Raw genomic sequence first — 20604 nt, 5'->3', positions numbered from 1 at the left:
GTGGCCACCATGACTCACGCCCAGCCCGAAGTCCCGTCTCCGCACGCATCGGCGCGCGCGGGGCACGATCCCATGATCCGGGTGTGTGACGCGCACCTACACAACCTGAAACACATCGACGTTGACCTGCCGCGCGACACCCTCGTCGCGGTCACCGGCGTTTCAGGTTCGGGCAAGTCCAGCCTCGCCTTCGGCACCATCCACGGTGAGGCGCAGCGCCGCTACCTGGAGTCCGTCGCCCCCTTCGCTCGCCGGCTCATCGGTGGTGCGGTCAACCCGCGCGTCGGGTCGGTCACCGGCCTACCGCCGACAGTGGCTCTGCAGCAGTCCACCACCCTGGGCGGGGCACGCTCCTCCGTCGGCACGATCTCCAACATGTCGAACAGTATTCGGTTGCTCTTCTCCCGCTCCGGAAGCTACCCGGCCGGCATGCGCGAGCGGCTGGAATACGGCCGGCTCGACTCCGACGCCTTCTCCCCCAACACCACCGCCGGCATGTGCCCCGAATGCCAAGGAACCGGCACCGTGCACCGGCCCACAGAAGAGTCGATGGTGCCGGACCCGAGCCGGTCCATCTGGGACGGCGCGATCGCCGCGTGGCCAGGGGCGTGGCTGGGCAAGAACTTCCGGGACATCCTCGGCACCCTCGGCTACCCGCTCACCATCCCGTGGCGGGACATTCCACAAAAGGACCGCGACTGGATCCTATTCACCGACGAGCAACCGGTGGTTACCGTCCACCCTGTGCGGGACGAAAACGCCGTGCACGGTTCATATAAAGGCAAATGGCGATCGGTAGCCACCTACCTCACCGACACGCTAGCGGAGACGGAGTCGGATAAAAACCGCCGCCGAGTACTTTCCTTCATGCATTCATCGATGTGCCCAACCTGCCGGGGCCGCGGCTTTCAGCCGGACACCCTGCAGGTCACCTACGCTGGCTACGCGATCGACGAATTCAACAACCTGGCGTTGAAGGACGTGCTGGCCGCGTTGGAGGACCGCCTCCAGCACCTGGAAGGAATCGCTAAGCAGCAGTGGAATGAGCACGACGAGGCCGAAAAGCTCCTGCTGGATCAGGTGCTGCCCACGGTGCGCGCGGCAATCGAGCTGGGGCTGGGGCATCTGAGCCTGTCCCGCCCGGCACGTAGCTTATCTGCGGGTGAGCATCAGCGCTTACGGCTGGCTTCTCAGTTGAATTCGAACCTGTTCGGCACAACCTATGTGCTGGATGAGCCCTCGGCAGGCCTTCACGTCGTGGAGCGAAAGGCGGTCTCTGAGCTGCTGCAGCGCTTTATCGACGCGGGTAATTCGGTGCTTCTGGTGGAGCACGATATGTCCCTGGTGGCCGGGTGCGATTGGATCGTGGATATCGGCCCCCGCGCCGGTGAGCGCGGTGGGCAGCTGGTGTTCTCCGGCCCCACTGACGAGTTCCGCGCCAGCGCCGAGCAGTTGGGTTCGCCCACCGCTGCCGCACTGAACGCGGACTTCCCGGAGCTGACGGACACCCCGGCCGGCACCGGTGAATCCATCAGCCTGACCGGCGTGCACGCGCGCGCTTTCGATGGGGCCGATGTGGACTTCCCGCTGGGTGCGCTCACCGCCGTCACAGGCGTGTCCGGTTCCGGTAAATCCACCTTGGTCATCGGGGTGCTGGCTGATGTGGCGGCGCGTTCGGCCAAGCAGGTCGTGGGCGCCGATGAGGCCACCGCCGAGGACGCGGATGCTGAGTTCGCGGCTGGTTCCGACCCTTCCGAGGATTTCCGGGTGGATAACGCTACGGGGCTCGATAAGATCCACCGCCTGGTTCACATCACACAGAAGCCGATTGGCCGCACCGTGCGTTCCACTGTCGCGACCTACACGGGTCTTTTCGATCACGTCCGCAAGATCTTCGCCGCAACACCGGAGGCTAAGCGGCGCGGCATGTCGGTGTCTGATTTTTCCTACAACACGACGAAGGGCCGCTGCCCGGAGTGTGATGGTGCGGGCAGCATCGAGGTCGAGCTGGTGTTTCTGCCCGGCACCTACACGACTTGCCCGGCCTGCCACGGCAAGCGCTATAAGCCGGAGATCCTTGAGGTGCAGTGGAACGGCCGCAGCATCGCGGATGTTTTGGCGCTGACCGTGGATGAGGCGCTGGAAGTCTTCGCGGAGGAGCCGCGGATTCTGCGCTCGGTCGAGCTCCTGCACGCGCTCGGCCTGGGCTATCTGCGGCTGGGGCAGGGTTCCCCGGAGCTTTCGGGTGGCGAAGCGCAGCGCATCAAACTGGCCTCCGAGATGCAACGCGGATCCAGCCGCAAGCACAGCCTGTACCTTTTGGATGAGCCGACGACGGGGCTGCATCCCGCGGACGTTGACCTGTTGCTTGCCCAGTTGCGTCGCTTGGTAGAGGACGGCGCGACGGTGGTCGTGGTTGAGCACGACCTCCGGGTGGTGGCGCAGGCTGATCACGTCATCGACGTTGGCCCGGGAGCCGGCGACGAGGGCGGCCAAATCCTGGCCACCGGGACACCGGCGGTGGTTGCTCAGCAGGGTGTGTGCCCGGATTCGCGCTCGGTTACAGCCCAAGCGTTGGCCGAACGGGCCGGCCTGCGCTGAGCCTGGCTGCCGGGGCGCAGGAATCACACACCCGCACCGGCGACGACTGAGTGAAGCCACGCCTTACGGACGGAGCCCCTGCAGGTAGACGTCAACGAGCCATTCATGCAAGTCCGGAATGGATTCCTCAACGAACGGCGGTAGCGGGCGAGTCGCCGCGGCGATGCCAGCCATGAACCGCATCGCATCAATATCCCCAACGAGCCCCGCGTCCCGCGCCCGCGTAAGGATCACTTCAAGGCGCGCCAGCCGCTCCGCCCTAACCTCCGCGACCTTCTCCGAAGCAACGAAGTCCTCATTCTCCTCGCCCAGCGACACCAAGAAAGCGCTCACCCGCGCACCCGCCATCGACCGCACGAAGCCATGCCATGCCGCCTCTGGGTCCTCATCCCAGCACTCCAAGGCGCAATCCATCGCGGCAAGCCCCTCATCGGTCGCCTGCATAGCGAGCGCCAGCAAAAGATCATCACGCGTAGGGAAACTCCGGTACAGCGTAGCGATCCCCACCCCCGCCTCGGCGGCGATGGCCCGCAGCGAGACACCCGTTCCATGCTCTTCAAACAACGCCCACGCAGCTCGCAGGATATCCGCGCGGTTTTGTTCCGCATCCGCTCTCATCTGACGCCTCATGTGACCTCCTCAGTTGCATTAAGTATATCCGGAGCGCTATGCTCCACTTAGAAACGGAGCGAACCGCTCCACTTATCGAGGAGGCGTCATGCCAACCACGCAAAGCAACACACCAGAAACAGTCCAGCAAGACACCACAAAGAAGCGGCGCCTAGGCCCGGGTGCCATCACCGCTCTGGTGAGCACGGTCATCGCGCTCATGCTGCTGGCCTTCATCACCCCAGCCATCAACTCGGGCGCCAACAACCTTCCGCTCGCTGTGTCCGCGCCGGAACCAGTCAAAGCAGCACTCACGGAAAAGATTGAAGAAAGCGGGGCTTTCGAGGTCATCGATGCGGACTCCCCTGAAGACGCCACCGCCAAGGTGGAGAACCGCGAAACCATCGGCGCGATCGCAGCAACACCCACCGGAACCACCATCACCATCGCAAGCGGCGCCGGCGCACCCTACGCCGCAGCCCTCAAGGGTATGTCAACCCAACTGGAAGCCAGCGGGCAGAACGTCACCGTCAACGACGTCGCACCTATGACCCCTGAAGACCCGCAGGGTGTGGGCCTCAACTCGGCGCTACTGCCGCTGATTTTCGGCGGCATGGCCTCGGCCGTACTGCTCGCAGCGCAGCTGACCTCCGCGACGAAGCGGACGGCCGGCGCGGTTGGCGTGGCCGTGTTCGGTGGGCTCATCGCAGCCGCGATCCTGCAGCCGTGGTTCCACGCCGTGGACGGCAACTTCTGGCTCCTCTGGACGGGTCTCTCACTGGGCATCCTTGCGATCTCCGCGACCATCCTCGGCTTGCACTCGGTCATGGGCTTCGCGGGCGTCGGCCTCGGCGCCGTGCTGATGCTGTTCATCTCCAACCCGCTGTCCGGCTTTATGGCCGGCCCGCAGTGGCTGCCCGACGGCTGGGGCACTTTCGGTCAACTCATGCCGGTTGGTGCGTCCGGGACTTTCCTCCGCTCAGCCGCCTACTTTGACGGCAACGGACTCGGCGGCTCGGCATGGGTCCTGCTGGCGTGGATCGGTGTTGGTGTCATCCTCATGGCCATCGGGGCGCGCCGCACCCGCGCATCACGCTAGGTCGAGATGACACACAAGCACCTGGCGCTATGACGGGGCGGCGAGTTACGTGCCGCCCCGTCCTGGTCATGCCATCCCGCCCTCGCCGGGTGAGTCCACCGTGACTGCCAAGAACAGCATCGTCGATGCGAACGGCAATGAACTCCGCGAGGCCCCTGGTTTTCTGCCGTATCTCTATCGAGTGGTGCTGTACTCGATCATTTTCAGATTTCTGCTCACGCTGCGCGGTTTCATCCAGGAGGCTCTACCGGAAAAAGAAAAGCCACCCAAGCCTGACGCCCGGGATCTGGAGACGACGCAATCAGTACGGATGGGGTTGGGAGTCCAGGACTCCCAACCGGATCCGGAGCCGCAGGGAGCAAACTTCGCCACCGACCATACCCGACCAAGCGACTAATAGAAGCACACTGAGCCACTCATTGAACATACAAATGGGTCTTGCCGCCCGAGTTTCAGCCGGACTGCAAGACCCATTTTTGACCTCACCATTCCGTCATGAACGGTAGTCAATCTCGATGTCGGCGATGTCCTGATCTTCCAGGTTCACAACAATGTTGTCCGGCGTGCGCGTCGTCATCCAGATGAGCTCTTCAGTCTTGCTCGCGTTACCTTCAATGTGCGGCATGTAAGGGGGAACGAACACGAAGTCCCCTTCTTCCATGTAGACGATCTTTTCGTAGCGTTCACCGTAACGGATGTAGCCGCGACCCTTGAACACATATCCACCCGTTTGAGCCTCGCCGTGGTGGTGTGCCCCCGAAACCTCGCCCGGTCCGGTGTAGACCTTCCCGAACCAGATGTTCGATGCTTTCGAGTTTTCGCGCGATACACCCGAAATACGGCGGGCGTTTTGCGTCTGCCCTGGTGCCTCTTCCAAATCGCTCGCCTTTTGCACCGAGAAGAGGTGGACGTTGCGGTTGATATCGAATTCTTCGTTGTTCTCGGACATACTGTTTCCCTTCCTTTGCGGTTTTAGTAGTGGACGATGGGACATTTAGGTGGAGCGGGGAAGCCCCAGGTGGCGTTGTGCGAGCTGATTGCGGATCATCTCGTCCGTCAACGGCGCGAAGGTGTAGAGCCGGGCATCTCGGAAGTAACGTTGCATCGGCAAGTGCCTATGGAAACCCCATCCACCCATGACGCGCATACCAACGTCAGTGGCTGTTGTTGCCGCCTCGGCTGCGGCGAGCTTGGCCAGGCCAGAGAGGTTTTCAACCGCTTCCCCTGAACCCTGATCCGACATTTCCGCCCCGTTGTACACCAGATGGCGGGCCGATTCGACGCGAGTCAGGGCATCCACCATTGGGTGCTGGAGCCCTTGGAATGATCCGATGGGCCGGTCGAATGCGTGGCGTTCATTCGCATAATCGACGGCGTAGGCCAACGCTCCACGAGCTATCCCCAACGCCACCGCAGCCCCGTTGAGGCGTTCGCCATTGAGCGTGGCTAGAACACTTCTGAACCCTTTCCCTACCTCACCGAGCACGCTCTCTTGCGGAACCACGACGTCGTTGAGGACAACGTCTGCCTGCTCAAGAGCCCGGATCCCCATCGTGTCGATCGGCGTGGTCGTTATTCCAGGAGTGTCTCGCGGAACGATAAACATCGTGATGCCGTCGATCACTCTCTTGTCGACGGGTTCCGTGCGCGCAAGGAGGATGATGAATGTGGCAGTCGATGCTCCGCCAATCCATTTCTTCGCACCGTTGATGACCCACGAACCATCCGAGCGCTGGCTCGCGGTAGTGGCCATCTGTCGCGCCACATCAGTTCCACCCGCTGGCTCGCTCAAACCAAACGACATACGCGCAGAGCCGGTGAGCAAAGGTGCTAACCATTCAGCTTTTTGACGCGCCGAACCATAGCGGTGCAGCAGCTCCACGCCCATGTACTGAACCACCATGCTCACCGCCATTGAGGTGGCACCGGCACCTAGTTCCTCCAGAACGGTGACTTGACGTGCATGCTTCGGGCCCGCCCCATCAATCTCGGTCCCCAGACCCACGAGCCCTTCTGCAGCCAGAGCCTCGAAGAGCTCGACGTCGTATACCTCTTCTTCGTCATGCTTGATCAACCGTTCAGGCGTCACCAGGTCGCGCAGCACGCCGCGTACTTTGGTGCGCAAGTTCGCGATCTCAGGGCTGTCCTCACGCGTCGAAAAAGGCACGGCATTGCCGGCATCGAGATTGCTATTCCCTACGTTTCCAGCGATCTTATCCATTGCAACCCTCACGCTCGCTTTCTTCTCGGCGAAGCATCAGGAACGAGCTGCGGAACGTCATGACTATGGAGCCGTCCTGCTTCTTCACCTCATAGAGCAGAGTCCACACTCCGCGGCCTGGTTTTTCAGTTGGGCGAACCTCGATAGCGGTCGCTTGCGCGCGCACGGTGTCTCCGATGAAGACCGGGTTCATCGCCCGAACCTCATCCAGACCAAGCCATGCTGCAACGTTGGAGAAATATCCCGTCTGAGTAAGCAGCCCCATCGCCACCGATAACGTCAGCGGCCCGTGCCCAACTCTTTGACCAAACGAGCTTGCCTTCGCGTACTCGGAATCCAGATGAAGGGAGACCCAGTCCCCCGTCAACCCCGCCCACTGAACAAGGTGAGTCTCGGTAATGGTCAGGCCAGGGCTGATGATGACGTCGCCCTCAACGAGGTCTTCCCAAAAATAATCTGGCCGGGTCTTCACCGCATTATTTCCGCTTGAGGCCACATCTTCCTCCAATTCCCATCAGGCGAACGTGTTCACGTGATGATGATCGAATTCCGTCTTCTGCCCACCAACTATAGACTAGCGAACGCTTGTTCGTATACTGTTTGTGGGTAATTCGCTTGCCTGAATTCGGCATCGAGCTACAAACGCACCGAAGGAGACAGCAATGGCACAGAGCATCGAAACGGATGAAACGACAGTGCACGATCGCCTCAAAACCAGCGTCGCAGAGGCGAAGCTCGGCGGATCTGAAAAGAATCGGCAAAAGATCAAGGACACCGGCAAGCTACTCGTCCGTGAACGCCTTGCGGAACTATTTGATGACGAGAACTACATTGAAGACGGCCTGCTAGCCAGATTTGAAGATGGCCTTCCCGGCGATGCTGTGGTCATTGCTTTCGGCAAAGTCGACGGCCGCGAAGTCTGCGTCATCGCAAACGATTACAGCGTCAAAGCTGGCACGTGGGGCAACCGCACGTTCGAGAAAATCACCATGGCTCAGAAGAAAGCTGAAGCGGCGGGCATCCCGATCGTCTACCTCTTCGACTCAGCAGGAGCCCGCATTGACGAACAGTTCGAATCGTTCGCTGGCCGCAACGCGTGGGGAAACATCTTCTACAACCAGGTGCAGATTTCTGGGCGCGTCCCTCAGGTGTGCGCACTCTTCGGCCCCTCCCCTGCCGGTTCCGCATACGTTCCAGCACTGTGCGACCTCACGATCATGGTGCGAGGCAACGCGACCGCTTACCTAGGCTCCCCTCGACTAGCTGAAATGGTTACTGGCGAGAAGGTAACGCTCGAAGAGATGGGAGGGGCCGAGATGCATTCGACAGTCTCCGGTCTTGGCGATGTCCTGGTGGATGACGACTCGGAGGCGGTTGCCGCGATCCGCGTGTGGCTGTCCTTCCTGCCCCCTAACTGGACAACAACACCCCCTATCGCCGAGGCAGTGCCGCCACGTGAGGGCCGCTCGATTGAAGAGATCGTCCCCCTCCGAGAGGCGGAGGTCTTCGATATGGAAGAGCTCGTCGAATCACTTGTCGATGAAGGAACATGGTTCCCATACAAGGAACTCTTCGCCCCGGAGATGATCACAGGTTTTGCGCGCATCAACGGCCGGCCCGTGGGCCTGGTTGGGAACCAGCCAACGCATATGGGTGGGTCCATCTTCCCGAACTCCTCGGATAAGGCTGCACGGTTCATCTGGATCTGTAACGCCTACGGGATCCCGATTATCTTCCTGGTCGATATTGCCGGGTACATGATCGGTTCAGAGGTTGAGCGTCAGGGGATAATCCGCCACGGCGCGAAGATGATTTTCGCGGTATCGGAGTGCCGGGTTCCGCGGATCACCGTACTCGTTCGGAAAGCATACGGTGGCGGCTACCTAGCCATGTCGGGGTCGCCGATGAACCCCGATGCGGTCATTGCTTTGCCAACGGCCCGCCCTGCCCTCATGGGGCCGGATGCGGCGGTCAACGGCATCTATTACAACCAGATCCACGCTATTGAGGATCCCCAGGCGCGCAAGGCGTTCATCGCAGAGAAGCACGCCGAATACGCGGAGAAGATCGATGTTTTCAAGATCGCAAACGCTAACGCGGTTGAGGCAGTCGTGCCCGCTAACGATCTACGTGACGATCTGACGCGCAGGCTCGCACTGTACAGCAAGCGCGATACCGTGCCTGTTGAACGCCGCCAGGCTGTCACGCCTGTCTAAACAAGTAGGGCACTGGCCGGGACCTTAAAGAGCAGCTCCCACTAGTTGGTAACTGATATTTCAGTTGACTAGTGGGAGCCGCTCTTTCGTCAGCGCAACAACGGCTATTACTTGTCGTCGAAGAGCCTGAAGATCTGGGTGGCGCCGCCATCGATCATGAGGTCTGCACCATTGATGTTTTTAGCGTTATCGCTTAGCAGGAATTCAATGAAAGCACCTATCTCTTGCGGGTCCACGATATTCTGGGTCGGCACCTTCTCTTTGACCTGTTCCCTGACTTCTTGGATGACCATCTTGGTGTCAACAACACCCGGGCAGATGTTGTTCACGGTGACACCAGTGCCCCAGAAGTCGATCAGAAGCGACCTAGTGAGGTTGGATAGGCCGGCTTTTGAGGCGGCATAGCTGGGATATGGGTAGCCCGTAGTGCCCGCGATCGAGGAGATGTTAATGACTCGCCCCCATCCACGGCTGACCATCCCAGGCGTGAAGTGGCGGATCATACGGAATGGGCCGTTGAGGTTCACTGCCATGACACGGTCAAACGATACCCCGTCATGGTCAACTAAATACTTCCGATCAAGTAGGCCGGCTGCGTTAATAAGGACGTCGATTCCACCGAATTCCTCGTCAACACGAGCCGCGAGTTCCGCCACGGAGCCCTCAACCGTCACATCAACGCAGTAGGCTGCGCTGCGCCCGCCGATACTTCGGATGCGTTCGCTTGCGACCTCCACTGCGGTCTGGTCCACGTCGGTACACACAACGAGGTGACCCGCCCGCGCCAGGACCTCGTTGATTCCCGCACACATCCCACCGCCGGCACCCGTGACGAGAACACGTCGAGGCTGATCTTTTTTCGAGGAGAACGGTATTGAAGAGGTTATGTTGGTCTTATTGATCATATTGAAGACTCTTTCGAAGGTATTAGTGTCAGAAAAGCACCGGCTCGAAACCAAAAGCGAACAAGCGTTAGTTGTTGAGTTTGCAACAATGGACTTGCAATGTCAACGGAGTGCACCGTCATACACTCCGAGATAAACCAAGAAGATGGCGTGAGGCAACAACCATGGCAACAAAGGGTCAGCGGACCGCTGCTGCAGTAAGAGAGAAGGCGACCGAGTTTTTCTTTGTCAAGGGATTCTCGGCTACAACACTACGCGAGGTCGCCTCCGCCGCTGGCGTCAAGGTGAGCAGTCTATACAACCACATCTCTAGTAAAGAAGACCTCCTCCAACAGGTCATGGGGAGCTTCATGGATGACATCATTGCGGACCTGGACAACGCCCTTGACGGTAAAACCGAAGCGATCGACCGACTCTTGAGTGCGATCGACTGCCACTTGCGGTTCCATGCGACTCAAGCCCGCAAGGTCTTCATCGGCAACAACAACCTGCGCTTCCTAAGCCTAGAGGCCCGCAATGGAATCACGGATAAGCGTAGCGACTATGTACGACGCATCCAGGACATCATCAAAGACGCCGAGCGCGCGGGTTTCGCAACCCTCCTCGACTCCCGCCTGCACGCTTATGCCATCATCGCGCTAGGTACCGATATTGCCACCTGGTATCAAATGGACGGCCGCCTTTCCCTCGACGAGATCGTGGACATCTACTCAAAGATCGCCCTGCGCGGACTTGGCGTGCCAGACGCAGACAAACTAGTTGACGCTAGAAAATAGATCAATCCCACAAGCCCACCAGACTCGATTCCCCCGCGCTCAGGCGGGGGCATCTTTTTATGTCATTTACTTTTCACCTCTTGCGCCGAAGAGGGGCGCACCATACGATGGGCGTACGAACGCTTGTTCGCTTCCTAATAAGCGATCGGCTGGAACAGGAGGAAAAGCATGCTTACGATAGGCGCCTGGATAGAGCTTAACGCTCAGAAACATCCATCAAGAGAAGCTCTGGTAGGCATCGACGGCCGCGTCACATTTGCACAGCTTGCAGAACGGGCCTGGTCCCTAGCCCGCGGACTCAAAGAACAAGGGGTCACTGCAGGAACAAACATCGGCGTCATGGGTTCCAACACAGTATTCAACGCTGAAATGTTCTTCTCCGTCGCCTCAGCCGATGCCGTCTATGTCGCCTATAACTGGCGCTGGTCAGTCAGGGAGTGTGCACAAGGCATCGCAGAAACCTCCGCTGATGTCATCATCGTCGAATCACGCTTCGATGACCTCATTGACCAAGCTCTTGAGAAACTTTCAGAAACTCAGGAGACTCTCCCTCGCATCATTCGCGAAAGCGAGATCGACGGTCTGCGAATCGGCACAGGCCCCCTCCATTCAGAAGCAACCCTCGATTCGCCGCTATGCATTCTCTACACCGGCGGCTCCACCGGGACACCTAAGGGCGTAGTTCTTTCCCACCGCTCGGCTGTAGCAAACGCTTTGAACGAGATGGTCGACTGCCAGCTCGGAACCCGAACTAATGAGCGCTGCCTGATCGTCACGCCACTTTTCCACACCGCTGGGCTCCTCTGCTGGCTCGTCACGCATTTCATTGCGGGCGCTACAAGCGTTCTTTCCCCAAAGTTCGATGTAGATGACTTCATCAAGACCGTGGAGCAGGAACGCATCACCAACACGTTCCTCATCCCAAACATGGTGCGCAAGATGCTAGATCTACGTTCTTTCGACAACCCAATTCTTCGCAAGCACCTGAAGGCAGTGCACACAGGCGCGGGCTTGCTTCGGATGCCAGACAAAGAGCTTTTCACTGAGATGCTTCCGGACACCGAACTGTACTTCCGATACGGCTTGACCGAAGCAGGCCCTATGGTGACCCGACTCAAGGCAGAAGACATCCTCAAAGAGAACGTCGATGGCTCGATCGGCCAGCCCTACCTCATGGTTGAAGTAGAGCTTCAAGATCTTGACGGCAACCAAGTTGAGACCGGCGAACTTGGGGAAATCTGTGTTCGCGGCCCAGCCCTGATGCTCGAATACTACGGCCGGCCCGAGCAAACCGCGGACACGTTCCGCAATGGATGGCTCCGCACCGGAGACCTAGCAGTAACCGATGAGAACGGCTATTACTTCTTCCGTGACCGCCTCAAAGAGATGATCAAGTCCGGTGGTGAGAACGTCTACGCCGCAGAGGTAGAGCAGATACTCTACCTTCACACTGCGGTCCTTGAAGCGGCAGTCGTGGGCGTTCCGGACCCCGAATGGGGCGAAGAAGTCCGCGCGGCAGTCGTCCTACGCTCCGATCTGAACGCCACCGAAGACGAACTGAAAGAGTTCCTGCGCGAGCATCTGGCCGGGTACAAGGTGCCGAAAAAGATCGTCTTCGTAACAGCCGAACAGTTCCCGCGCTCTCCCGCCGGAAAGCTCGTCAAGTCCAAGCTCAAGCAGCAACTCGACTGGATCTGACCCGCGCATCGGTAGCTGGTTCACACGCCCATCTTTACTTCTTACCCGAAAGGGAACTCACACATGTTTTCAAAGATTCTGATTGCTAACCGGGGTGAGATCGCCGCACGAATTATTGACACATGTGCTCGCCTCAACGTGGAGACTGTCGCTGTCTACTCAAGTGCAGATGCCGCCTCACTCCACGTTCGTCGCGCGAATGAAGCCGTCGATCTTGGCAAGGGGCCTGCCAGCGAGAACTACTTGTGCCCAGAAAAGATCATCGAGGCAGCTCTCAAGACCGGAGCGGAAGCGATCCACCCGGGTTACGGCTTCCTTTCCGAGAACGCCGGATTCGCTCAGGCTGTCACTGACGCCGGCCTGGTGTTCATTGGCCCGTCCCCTGACGCCATCTCAACGATGGGTGACAAAGTCGCTTCGCGCGAATTGGCTAACAAGGCTGACGTTCCCATGGCGCCCGGCTCCAATGGCGCGGTTGACTCAGCCGATGCGGTGGTGGAATTCGGTGAAGAGCACGGCTACCCGGTCCTCGTTAAGGCCTCCGCTGGCGGCGGCGGGCGCGGTATGCGCCGCATCAACGGCTCCGATGAGGTCAGCGATTCCTTCGCTGCCGCTGTCCGGGAAGCGACCGCTGCTTTCGGCAACGGCGAGGTTTTCGTGGAGCGTTACCTGGTCAACGCCCGCCACGTCGAGGTTCAAGTTATCGCAGATTCACACGGGGCGGTCGCAACCCTTGGTGACCGCGACTGCTCGGTGCAGCGCCGGCATCAGAAGCTCATCGAAGAGGCACCAGCGCCAGGACTCACGGACGCTATGCGGACCAAGATGTCTGACGCCGCGGCCCGCTTGGCTGAAACCGTAGGCTACGAAGGCTTAGGTACCGTCGAATTCCTTGTGGAGGGCGAAGAGTTCTATTTCCTTGAGATGAACACTCGCATCCAGGTTGAACATCCCGTGACTGAGATGATCACCAACATCGACCTCGTAGAGGAGCAACTCAAGGTCGCCGCAGGTGAGCCTCTGAGCGAGGCAGTCAAGAACCCAAACATTGTGGGTGCGGCGATTGAGGCGCGCATCAACGCCGAGGACGCCACCGCCGGTCTGTTTGCCCCTTCACCCGGCGTCATCTCGGACCTCACAGCACCTTCCGCTGAGCATGTCCGCTTCGACACAGGCTATGAGAGTGGCGACGAGGTTCTGCCTTTCTACGACAGCCTCATCGGCAAGCTGATTGTTTGGGGCGAGGACCGAGACGCTGCTATTGACCGCCTGCATCAAGCGCTCAGTGAGCTGCAGATCGAAGGTGTGGCTTCAACAGCCTCTCTGGCCCGCCGAATCATTGACTCGCCAGACTTCCGTGCCATCGAGCATTCGACCCTGTGGCTTGAAAATTCCTTTGACTTAACCGCGAGCGATGACGACCAACTGGCACGCGATGAAGTGATCGTCAACGGGCGGTTCTACGTCATTCCCCAGTTCAGTGACAACCCGGCCGCCGCATCACTCGCTGGGCTGGCCGCGCCGCCGCAGGGTGAAGAAGGCGAGGCCGTTGGAAACCGTCGTCGTCAGTCCGGAGGCCACCGCCGCCAATCCAAGACCGTGTTTAACGGCATCGTCAATGCACCTATGCAAGGAACGATCATCAAGATCAATGTTGAGCCCGGTTCCAGAGTGAAAGCTGGGGATGCGTTGTTCGTCCTTGAAGCGATGAAAATGGAGAACCCTGTGGCCTCGCCTGTCACAGGCACAGTCGATGAAATCTTCGTTGAGATCGGACAATCGCTATCCGCCGGAACCGAGCTCGCCGCTCTAACCGAAAGTGAGCCGTCTTCATGAAACCTGCACGTTCAGTCCTCTTTGTGCCTGGTCATCGACGCTCGATGATCGATAAAGCGCTGGCTTCCAACGCCGATGCGCTCATCCTCGACCTTGAGGATGCTGTTCCGGAATCAGAAAAACAGCTGGCACGCGAGACCGTTACCGAGGTTCTTGAGTCGGCGTCGCCTGCGGGCCCTCAGATTCTAGTGCGCCCTAACGCCCTGGATACTGAGCACTTCGGGCGGGACATCGCTACCGTGGCAAGCCCGGCTCTGACCGCGTTCCTTCTACCCAAATTGTTCAGCAGGGACGATGTGATTTCTTTCGATGCGCTCGTCACTGCAGCTGAAATCAATGCAGGTATTCAGCGCGGGCGCATTGGGCTCGTCCCGTCGCTGGAGACGGCGGCCTCCGTCAATCGGGTGGACGAGATCCTACAGGGCCCTCGCGTTGTCGGTGTCATGGCCGCTGCCGCGAAGAACGCTGACATCTCACGCGAAGTCGGCTTCAACTGGTCAGAGGAAGGCACCGAAACACTCTACCTACGCAGCAAGGTTGTGGTAGCGGCCCGGGCAGCCGGGGTGCGCATCATCCTCCTGGGCTTGTGGCAAGAGGTCAACAACCTCGAAGGCCTGGAACGCTTCGCGGCGGATAACTGCAACCTCGGCTATTCAGGCCAAGTACTAATTCACCCCAAACACATCGACATTGTGAATGAGGCCTACGGCATCAGCGAAGACGATGCCAACTATTACCGCGAGCTGGTGGCTGCTTTCGAAGCCGGAACCGAACGGGGTTTGGGAGCCGTAACCTACGCCGGCGAGCACATCGATAAAGCCCACGCCAACCATGCTCGCGAGCTTCTCTCGCTGACCGGTTACGACTGTTAAGGAGCCACTCTCATGGCAGGCATGTACTACGAAGATTTTGTTGTAGGAGAGGTCATTCGTCACGAAGTCACGCGCACCGTGACTGAGTCGGACAACCTCCTGATCACCACGCTGACAATGAACGTTCAGCCTCTGCACCTTGACGCAGAGTTCTCGGGCGAATCGATCTTTGGCCGCCAGATTGTCAACTCGATCTTCACCCTCGGACTCGTCACCGGGATTCCCGTTCAAGAAACCACGCTGGGAACCACTCTGGGGAACCTTGGCTTCCGAGAAATCAGCTTCCCGAAGCCTGTGTTCTTCGGTGACACGCTGCGGGTAGAAACTGAAGCCCTCGACAAGCGGGAATCAAACTCGCGGCCAGGAACGGGCCTTGTTGGCATCGAGCATCGCGGATACAACCAAAACGACGAGCTCGTATGCACCGTACGGCGAACAGCCCTCATGAAATGCCGCCCTTCCTAGGGCGACACACCCCTTCAGCAATAGAGTCAGCCCTTCAACTGACCTATAAGCGCTAAACAGCCTCTCGCAGGACTGCCTGCTTTTACATCTAGAAAGAAGTCGACGATGGCTACAGAGAAATCTTTCCCTCAAGCCCAAACCGATGCCGCGCACAATGACGGGGCTAACGAGGCTCCTACATTTAACCCAAAAACGGCTCGTACAGCGGTTTTCAGTGGAACTCTCGGTACCGCTCTCGAATGGTTCGATTTTGCCGTTTACGGAACTTTGTCCGCGACGATCTTCCCCATCCTCTTCTTTAGCAACGTTGAGGCAGACACTGCACTTCTCGCCTCATTCGCAACGTTCGGAGCAGGTATGGCAGCTCGTCCGCTCGGAGGTATCTTCTTCGGCGCTTTGGGCGACCGGATGGGGCGTCGAAATGTCTTAATGTTTACGCTCGTTCTGATGGGTACCGCATCGGTACTCATTGGACTTCTTCCCCCAGCCAGCGCCATCGGTATCTGGGCGCCAACGCTACTGGTCATCCTTCGTTTCCTCCAAGGTTTCGCTCTAGGCGGGGAAGCCTCTGGAGTACAGGTACTGGTGACTGAGCATGCTCCTTCGCACAAACGTGGCCTATACGGCGGCATCCTTGCTGTTGGTTCACCACTGGCTCAAACCTTCGCCTCGCTTACTCTTGCCGGGTTGGCGTTGTTCCTGAGCGAAGACGCTTTCCAGAGCTGGGGTTGGCGTATTCCGTTCTTCATGGGACTATTCCTCCTGCTTGTCGGCGTGTGGATTCGCCGCAACATTGAAGAGACGCCTGCCTTCCGAGAAAGCCAGAAACGTGCCGCTGAAAAGCAAGCGCAAGAGCCGTCCCAGGAGAAGGCGCTCAAAGTCATAGTTAGAAAGCCAGGGACGGTCATCAAATTGGTTTGCTCGTGGGCAGCCTCGGCCGGACTATTCTGGATTTGCGTCACCTACGCAGTGAACTATCTAACTGGTCAGCTTGACTATGAGAAATCTGCCACCTTCCTCCTGCTAGTCATTGCCAACCTTGTTTCTATCCCTATGGCCATTTTGGGTGGGTATGTCAGCGATTACATCGGCAGGAAGAAGACGTTCTACATCGGACTCGTGTTGCAAGGAACCGCTGCTGCGACAATGTTCCCTGTTATGAACACCATGAATTACCCATTGTCAGTCGCTGTCGTCGCGCTAGCGCTGTGCGGTATCCAGATCACTGCCGCAGTTCAGGCTCCGTTCTTCGCTGAGTCTCTGCCGACACGAATGCGTTACACCGGGTCTGCGTTGGGCATGACGTTTGCCGGGTTGATCTTCGGCGCGCCCATCCCGTTCATTGCAGCGTGGATCTTCCAAAACACCACCAATGGGACTCTTGCTCTGACTGGAATCGGAGTCGGACTCGTACTGCTTTCGATGATCGCTGCTGCCACATTGCCGGAGCGGTCTAAGGAAGCGCTGCACTACGAGTAAAGGAGGATGGCATGACTAGATTCGCCCATTTCCTCGCACACAATGGCGAGCCCCAGTTAGCTGAGGTATCAGGTAATTCTTTGGTTCCCCTTGAAGGGATCAGCAAGCTGGGCCATGAAACGACGCCAGAGGTTATCGCCGCAGCGAAAAGGTTGGAAGGCGCGGCGGTGCGTGAGGTAGATGTGCGGCTTTTGCCGGCTTCCCCCGCCCCGGGGAAGGTCATCTGCGTTGGGTTGAACTTCGCTTCGCATGTTGAAGAAGTGGAGCGGGAGATGCCTGACTATCCGGTCCTGTTCACAAAGTTCGCCAGCAACCTTGTGGGACCTAGTGACGACATCGTGATCCCCACGACTTCAACCGGCCCTGACTATGAGGGCGAGATGGCGGTCATCATTGGCCGTGGGGGCCGGCACATCGCGAAAGCGGATGCGTTGGATCATGTGCTCGGCTACTCAGTCGCGAACGATGTGAGCATGCGTGACTATCAGTACAAATCACATCAGTGGTTGCAGGGTAAGGCGTGGGATAATTCGACGCCGCTGGGTCCGCACATCGTGACCCCTGATGAGGTTGATCTTGAAACAGCCGGCATCAGGACCACGGTCAACGGGCGCACGTTGCAGGACGCCCGAATGTCCATGATGCTGTTCTCGGTTCCAGCTCTGATCGCCACGGTCTCTGAATTCACGCGTCTAGATGCTGGCGACGTGATATTGGCGGGGACGCCTGCGGGGATCGGCAGTAAGCGGGACCCGAAGGTCACCCTTCGCGACGGCGATGTCGTCACAGTTGAGATTGACGGTATTGGACGCATCGAAAACACCGTGGTTTCGGATTCCTCCGTTTCGACTTCTTCTGAAGGGAGGGTGCGCAGATGAACACATCCAGTAGTCTTTTCACGCCCGTTCAGGTTGGTGGGCAACAGCTTGCTAACAGGATTGTGCTTGCACCGATGACGCGCGGTCGCGCCTCGACTGGAGGCATCGCAACAGAGTTGATGGCGCGCTACTATGAGCAGAGGTCCAGCGCTGGACTCATCATCGCTGAGGGGACAGTTGTGTCTGCCCAGGCGACTGCTTATTCTGCCGTCCCAGGGATCTATTCGCAGGAACAAATTACCTCTTGGCGTCCCGTCGTTGCCGCCGCAAAGTCGGGTGGCAATAAGATGTATTGCCAACTGTGGCACGTTGGGCGTCAGTCACATTCGAGCATGCAACCCGACGGGTTGCCACCGAAAGCACCTTCTGCGGTAGCGATCACGAGTGCTACATACCGTACAGAGGTGGGACGTGTGCCTTATGAAGTTCCTCGGGTGTTGAGTGAGGCAGATATTCGCGATGTTGTGAACTCGTTTGGCCAGGCAGCCCAGAATGCGATGCTCGCTGGATTTGATGGCGTGGAGATCCACGGTGCGAACGGGTATTTGGTTGAGCAGTTCCTTAATGACGGAGTGAACCTGCGCACCGACAAGTACGGAGGAAGCATCACAAACCGGATGCGTTTCCTCGAGGAAGTGTTGCAAGCGGTATTCGAACATGTACCGTCTTATCGTGTTGGTGTGCGTCTTTCCCCATCCTCGAGCTGGATGGATGCCATCGATTCGGATAAGCGCGCACTGTTCACTGCGGTGATTCAGCGGTTGAATGAGCTCGATGTGGCTTATCTGCACCTGGTTGAGCCGGGGATCGCCGGGGCTGGCTCCGCGGAGACGCGCGGAGACGAGGTCCCGACGTCGTATTACTCCGCGCTTTTCGATGGCCCGGTGATTGTCACTGGCGGGCTCACGTTCGAATCTGCGCAAGACCTCATCGACACCGGTGTGGCTGATCTGGTGGGTTTCGGGAGGCTATTCATCGCCAACCCGGATCTTCCTCAGCGGTTCGCAACTGGCGCACCGCTGCAAGAGGTGGTGAAGGGGACGGTCTACGCGAGTGGCGCGCACGGGTACACGGACTACCCGAGCCTTGAAGGGTGAGTGGACCGCTCGTTCGCGAGATGTCTTGTTAGCCGATCGGTTCGTAGCGTTCTAGGAACACGCTCTTCTTCGATCGCGGTCCCGAGTCCTTGCTACTGCGCAAGCCCTGCATATGAGCCGGCCGAGCCTGAGGCGGCGGTGTTGGAGGCGAAGCGGCCAACTTATATCCCCAAGATCTCAATAGCGCCCAAATGAGTACTTCACGGAGCATGATTCGAAGCATATGCTTCAACCAGCAAACTGTGCTCCAGATCTCACAAGTACACAAAAAGGACGCTATGTCTGCCGAACTCAACTCAACCGCGTCTCCTGCTCCGCAAGAGCAACAGCAAGACTCCGCTAGCGATCCACTGGACCGTTCAACCCGCCGCAACTGGTGGACATTCGCCCTCGGCCCCATCGCGGGCCTTGTGTTGGGTTTCATCCTGCCCGCTTCACTGAGCTTTGAGGGCAAAGCCGTTGCCGGCGTCGCGCTCTGGATGGCGATCTGGTGGATGACCGAGGCCGCACCGATTCCGGTGACCTCACTGTTGCCGCTGGCTGTATTCCCACTGTTCGGAATGGCGCCGATGAGCGAGGTCGCCGCACCTTACGCTGACACGGTGGTCTTCCTGGTGATGGGTGGCGTGATCCTCGGCCTAGCTACGGAGAAATCGCAGCTACACCTCAGGATCGCGTTATGGACCATCCGATTGGTGGGTACGCGGCCGTCGCAGATTGTTCTGGGCATCATGATCGCGTCTGCATTCATTTCCGCATGGGTTTCCAACACCGCAACCGCAGTCATCATGGTGCCGATTGCCGCATCGATCCTGAAGCTGGTTCGGGAAGTCGACCCGGACGCGGCAAGCCCGCGCCTCGCCGCGTCCCTTCTGCTCGGTGTCGCCTACGGTGTCACGATCGGTTCCACCGCAACCCTCATCGGCCAGCCGCCAATGGCACTCATGAAGGGGCACCTGGCGAAGAACCACGACATCGACATTCAGTTCGGCCAGTGGATGCTCGTAGGCGTGCCGTGGGCGATCATCATGACCGGGCTCGCATGGCTCGTGCTGACTAAGTTCGTTTTCCGCCCCGAGATCAACGAACTGCCTGGCGGCAAGGAAATGATCGAAAACGAGTTCCGTAAGCTCGGCAAGATGAGCACCGCTGAACGCCGTGTCTCCTGGATTTTCCTGGCTGCGATCCTGTTCTGGGTTGTTGTGCCGTTCCTCAAGGACATCGCGTGGGTTGCTGAAAACCTGCCGTTCCTCGCCCGCATCAGCGACTCCCAGGTCGCGATGGCCGCCGCGGTCGCATGCTTCCTGGTGCCCGCCAAGAAGCGTAGCGAAGACGCAACTGGTCAGCCGCTACTGCGTTGGTCTTCCGCGAAAGAAATCCCGTGGGGCCTGCTGTTGCTGTTCGGTGGCGGTTTGTCGCTGTCCGCGATGTTCACCGCTACCGGGTTCTCCGCGTGGATCGGCAACCAGGTGACCGGCTGGACCGCCCTACCGAAGGTCCTGATCATCCTCGCGATCATCTTGGTCGCACTCGTACTCACCGAGCTGACCTCCAACACCGCTACCGCAGCGGCGTTCTTCCCGATCTTCAGCGCGGTTGCCTTGGGTATGGGTATCAACCCGCTGTTCATGACGATCGCCGTGACGCTCGCTGTCTGCTCGGCGTACATGTTGCCGGTCGCGACACCATCCAACGCCGTCGCGTTCGGCTCCGGCGAAATCACCATCAAACAGATGGTCCGGGCAGGTATCTGGCTCAACCTCATCTCCATCGTGATGGTCATGGTTATGCTCTACACGCTCGTGCCACTCGTATTCGGGGTTTCGCTCTAACGCAACGCGAGCACCGAACA

At 58.9% G+C, this 20604-nt stretch carries 18 protein-coding genes; 13 read left to right on the top strand and 5 right to left on the bottom strand.

All coding sequences use genetic code 11. The features are described from left to right. Positions 1-9: 9 nt before the first annotated feature. On the top strand, positions 10-2601 hold the full coding sequence (locus tag J2S67_RS00600) for an excinuclease ABC subunit UvrA (RefSeq protein ID WP_310245309.1): 2592 nt from the start codon (positions 10-12) through the stop codon (positions 2599-2601). Positions 2602-2664: 63 nt separating this feature from the next. Here J2S67_RS00600 and J2S67_RS00595 read toward each other — a convergent pair whose 3' ends face one another. Continuing rightward, on the bottom strand, positions 2665-3231 hold the full coding sequence (locus J2S67_RS00595) for a TetR/AcrR family transcriptional regulator (protein ID WP_310245308.1): 567 nt from the start codon (positions 3229-3231) through the stop codon (positions 2665-2667). A gap of 88 nt (positions 3232-3319) precedes the next feature. Between J2S67_RS00595 and J2S67_RS00590 the strand changes: the two genes are divergently transcribed. Both J2S67_RS00590 and J2S67_RS00585 read left to right on the top strand, forming a co-directional pair. Next, a complete protein-coding gene (locus J2S67_RS00590) occupies positions 3320-4309 on the top strand; it encodes an ABC transporter permease (RefSeq protein ID WP_310245306.1) in 990 nt (329 codons plus the stop codon). 100 nt (positions 4310-4409) lie between these two features. Further along, positions 4410-4706, top strand: coding sequence for a hypothetical protein (locus tag J2S67_RS00585; RefSeq protein WP_310245304.1), 297 nt, complete (start codon positions 4410-4412; stop codon positions 4704-4706). A gap of 96 nt (positions 4707-4802) precedes the next feature. Here J2S67_RS00585 and J2S67_RS00580 read toward each other — a convergent pair whose 3' ends face one another. From J2S67_RS00580 to J2S67_RS00570, 3 genes are read right to left on the bottom strand one after another with little or no spacing between them, the layout of a single operon-like run. Beyond that, the gene (locus tag J2S67_RS00580; protein WP_310245303.1) at positions 4803-5258 is read right to left on the bottom strand and encodes a cupin domain-containing protein; all 456 of its coding nucleotides are present in this window, start codon (positions 5256-5258) and stop codon (positions 4803-4805) included. A gap of 45 nt (positions 5259-5303) precedes the next feature. After that, positions 5304-6530, bottom strand: coding sequence for an acyl-CoA dehydrogenase family protein (locus tag J2S67_RS00575; protein WP_310245301.1), 1227 nt, complete (start codon positions 6528-6530; stop codon positions 5304-5306). After that, complete coding sequence (locus J2S67_RS00570; RefSeq protein ID WP_310245300.1) at positions 6523-7026, bottom strand: MaoC/PaaZ C-terminal domain-containing protein; 504 nt, start codon at positions 7024-7026, stop codon at positions 6523-6525. The genes J2S67_RS00575 and J2S67_RS00570 overlap by 8 nt, the downstream gene beginning before the upstream one ends. A gap of 166 nt (positions 7027-7192) precedes the next feature. Between J2S67_RS00570 and J2S67_RS00565 the strand changes: the two genes are divergently transcribed. Then, positions 7193-8746 carry an acyl-CoA carboxylase subunit beta gene (locus tag J2S67_RS00565; protein WP_310245298.1) on the top strand — a complete coding sequence of 518 codons (1554 nt, stop codon included), beginning with the start codon at positions 7193-7195 and terminating at the stop codon, positions 8744-8746. Between the two features lie 107 nt (positions 8747-8853). Here the strand turns inward: J2S67_RS00565 and J2S67_RS00560 are convergent, their stop codons facing one another. Beyond that, positions 8854-9651 carry an SDR family NAD(P)-dependent oxidoreductase gene (locus J2S67_RS00560; RefSeq protein ID WP_310245296.1) on the bottom strand — a complete coding sequence of 266 codons (798 nt, stop codon included), beginning with the start codon at positions 9649-9651 and terminating at the stop codon, positions 8854-8856. Between the two features lie 164 nt (positions 9652-9815). On the opposite strand from J2S67_RS00560, the gene J2S67_RS00555 reads away from it, so the two are divergent. The 9 genes from J2S67_RS00555 to J2S67_RS00515 all read left to right on the top strand — a co-directional run bounded on the left by J2S67_RS00555 (position 9816) and on the right by J2S67_RS00515 (position 20584). Beyond that, positions 9816-10427: a TetR/AcrR family transcriptional regulator gene (locus tag J2S67_RS00555; RefSeq protein WP_310245294.1), complete on the top strand. Its 612-nt coding sequence runs from the start codon at positions 9816-9818 to the stop codon at positions 10425-10427. A 168-nt stretch (positions 10428-10595) separates the two neighbouring features. After that, entirely contained in the window at positions 10596-12125 is a 1530-nt protein-coding gene (locus J2S67_RS00550) for a class I adenylate-forming enzyme family protein (RefSeq protein WP_310245292.1), read from the top strand. A 63-nt stretch (positions 12126-12188) separates the two neighbouring features. Further along, positions 12189-13961 carry an acetyl/propionyl/methylcrotonyl-CoA carboxylase subunit alpha gene (locus J2S67_RS00545; RefSeq protein ID WP_310245290.1) on the top strand — a complete coding sequence of 591 codons (1773 nt, stop codon included), beginning with the start codon at positions 12189-12191 and terminating at the stop codon, positions 13959-13961. Further along, positions 13958-14833, top strand: coding sequence for an HpcH/HpaI aldolase/citrate lyase family protein (locus tag J2S67_RS00540; protein WP_310245289.1), 876 nt, complete (start codon positions 13958-13960; stop codon positions 14831-14833). Before J2S67_RS00545 ends, J2S67_RS00540 begins: the two co-directional genes overlap by 4 nt. Before the next feature lie 12 nt (positions 14834-14845). Then, positions 14846-15298, top strand: coding sequence for a MaoC family dehydratase (locus tag J2S67_RS00535; RefSeq protein WP_310245287.1), 453 nt, complete (start codon positions 14846-14848; stop codon positions 15296-15298). A gap of 105 nt (positions 15299-15403) precedes the next feature. Further along, positions 15404-16777, top strand: a complete 1374-nt coding sequence (locus J2S67_RS00530; protein ID WP_310245286.1) for an MFS transporter — start codon at positions 15404-15406, stop codon at positions 16775-16777. Between the two features lie 11 nt (positions 16778-16788). Then, positions 16789-17655, top strand: a complete 867-nt coding sequence (locus tag J2S67_RS00525; RefSeq protein WP_310245285.1) for a fumarylacetoacetate hydrolase family protein — start codon at positions 16789-16791, stop codon at positions 17653-17655. Continuing rightward, positions 17652-18752 (top strand): alkene reductase, encoded by a 1101-nt coding sequence (locus J2S67_RS00520; protein ID WP_310245283.1) that lies wholly within the window; start codon positions 17652-17654, stop codon positions 18750-18752. The genes J2S67_RS00525 and J2S67_RS00520 overlap by 4 nt, the downstream gene beginning before the upstream one ends. Positions 18753-19030: 278 nt before the next feature. Continuing rightward, positions 19031-20584 (top strand): SLC13 family permease, encoded by a 1554-nt coding sequence (locus J2S67_RS00515; RefSeq protein ID WP_310245281.1) that lies wholly within the window; start codon positions 19031-19033, stop codon positions 20582-20584. Positions 20585-20604 lie beyond the last annotated feature (20 nt).

The organism is Pseudoglutamicibacter albus (assembly GCF_031458175.1).
Lineage (GTDB): Bacteria > Actinomycetota > Actinomycetes > Actinomycetales > Micrococcaceae > Pseudoglutamicibacter > Pseudoglutamicibacter albus.
The sequence above is the reverse complement of the archived record's forward strand: the minus strand, read 5'-3'. Positions and strand labels throughout refer to the sequence as shown.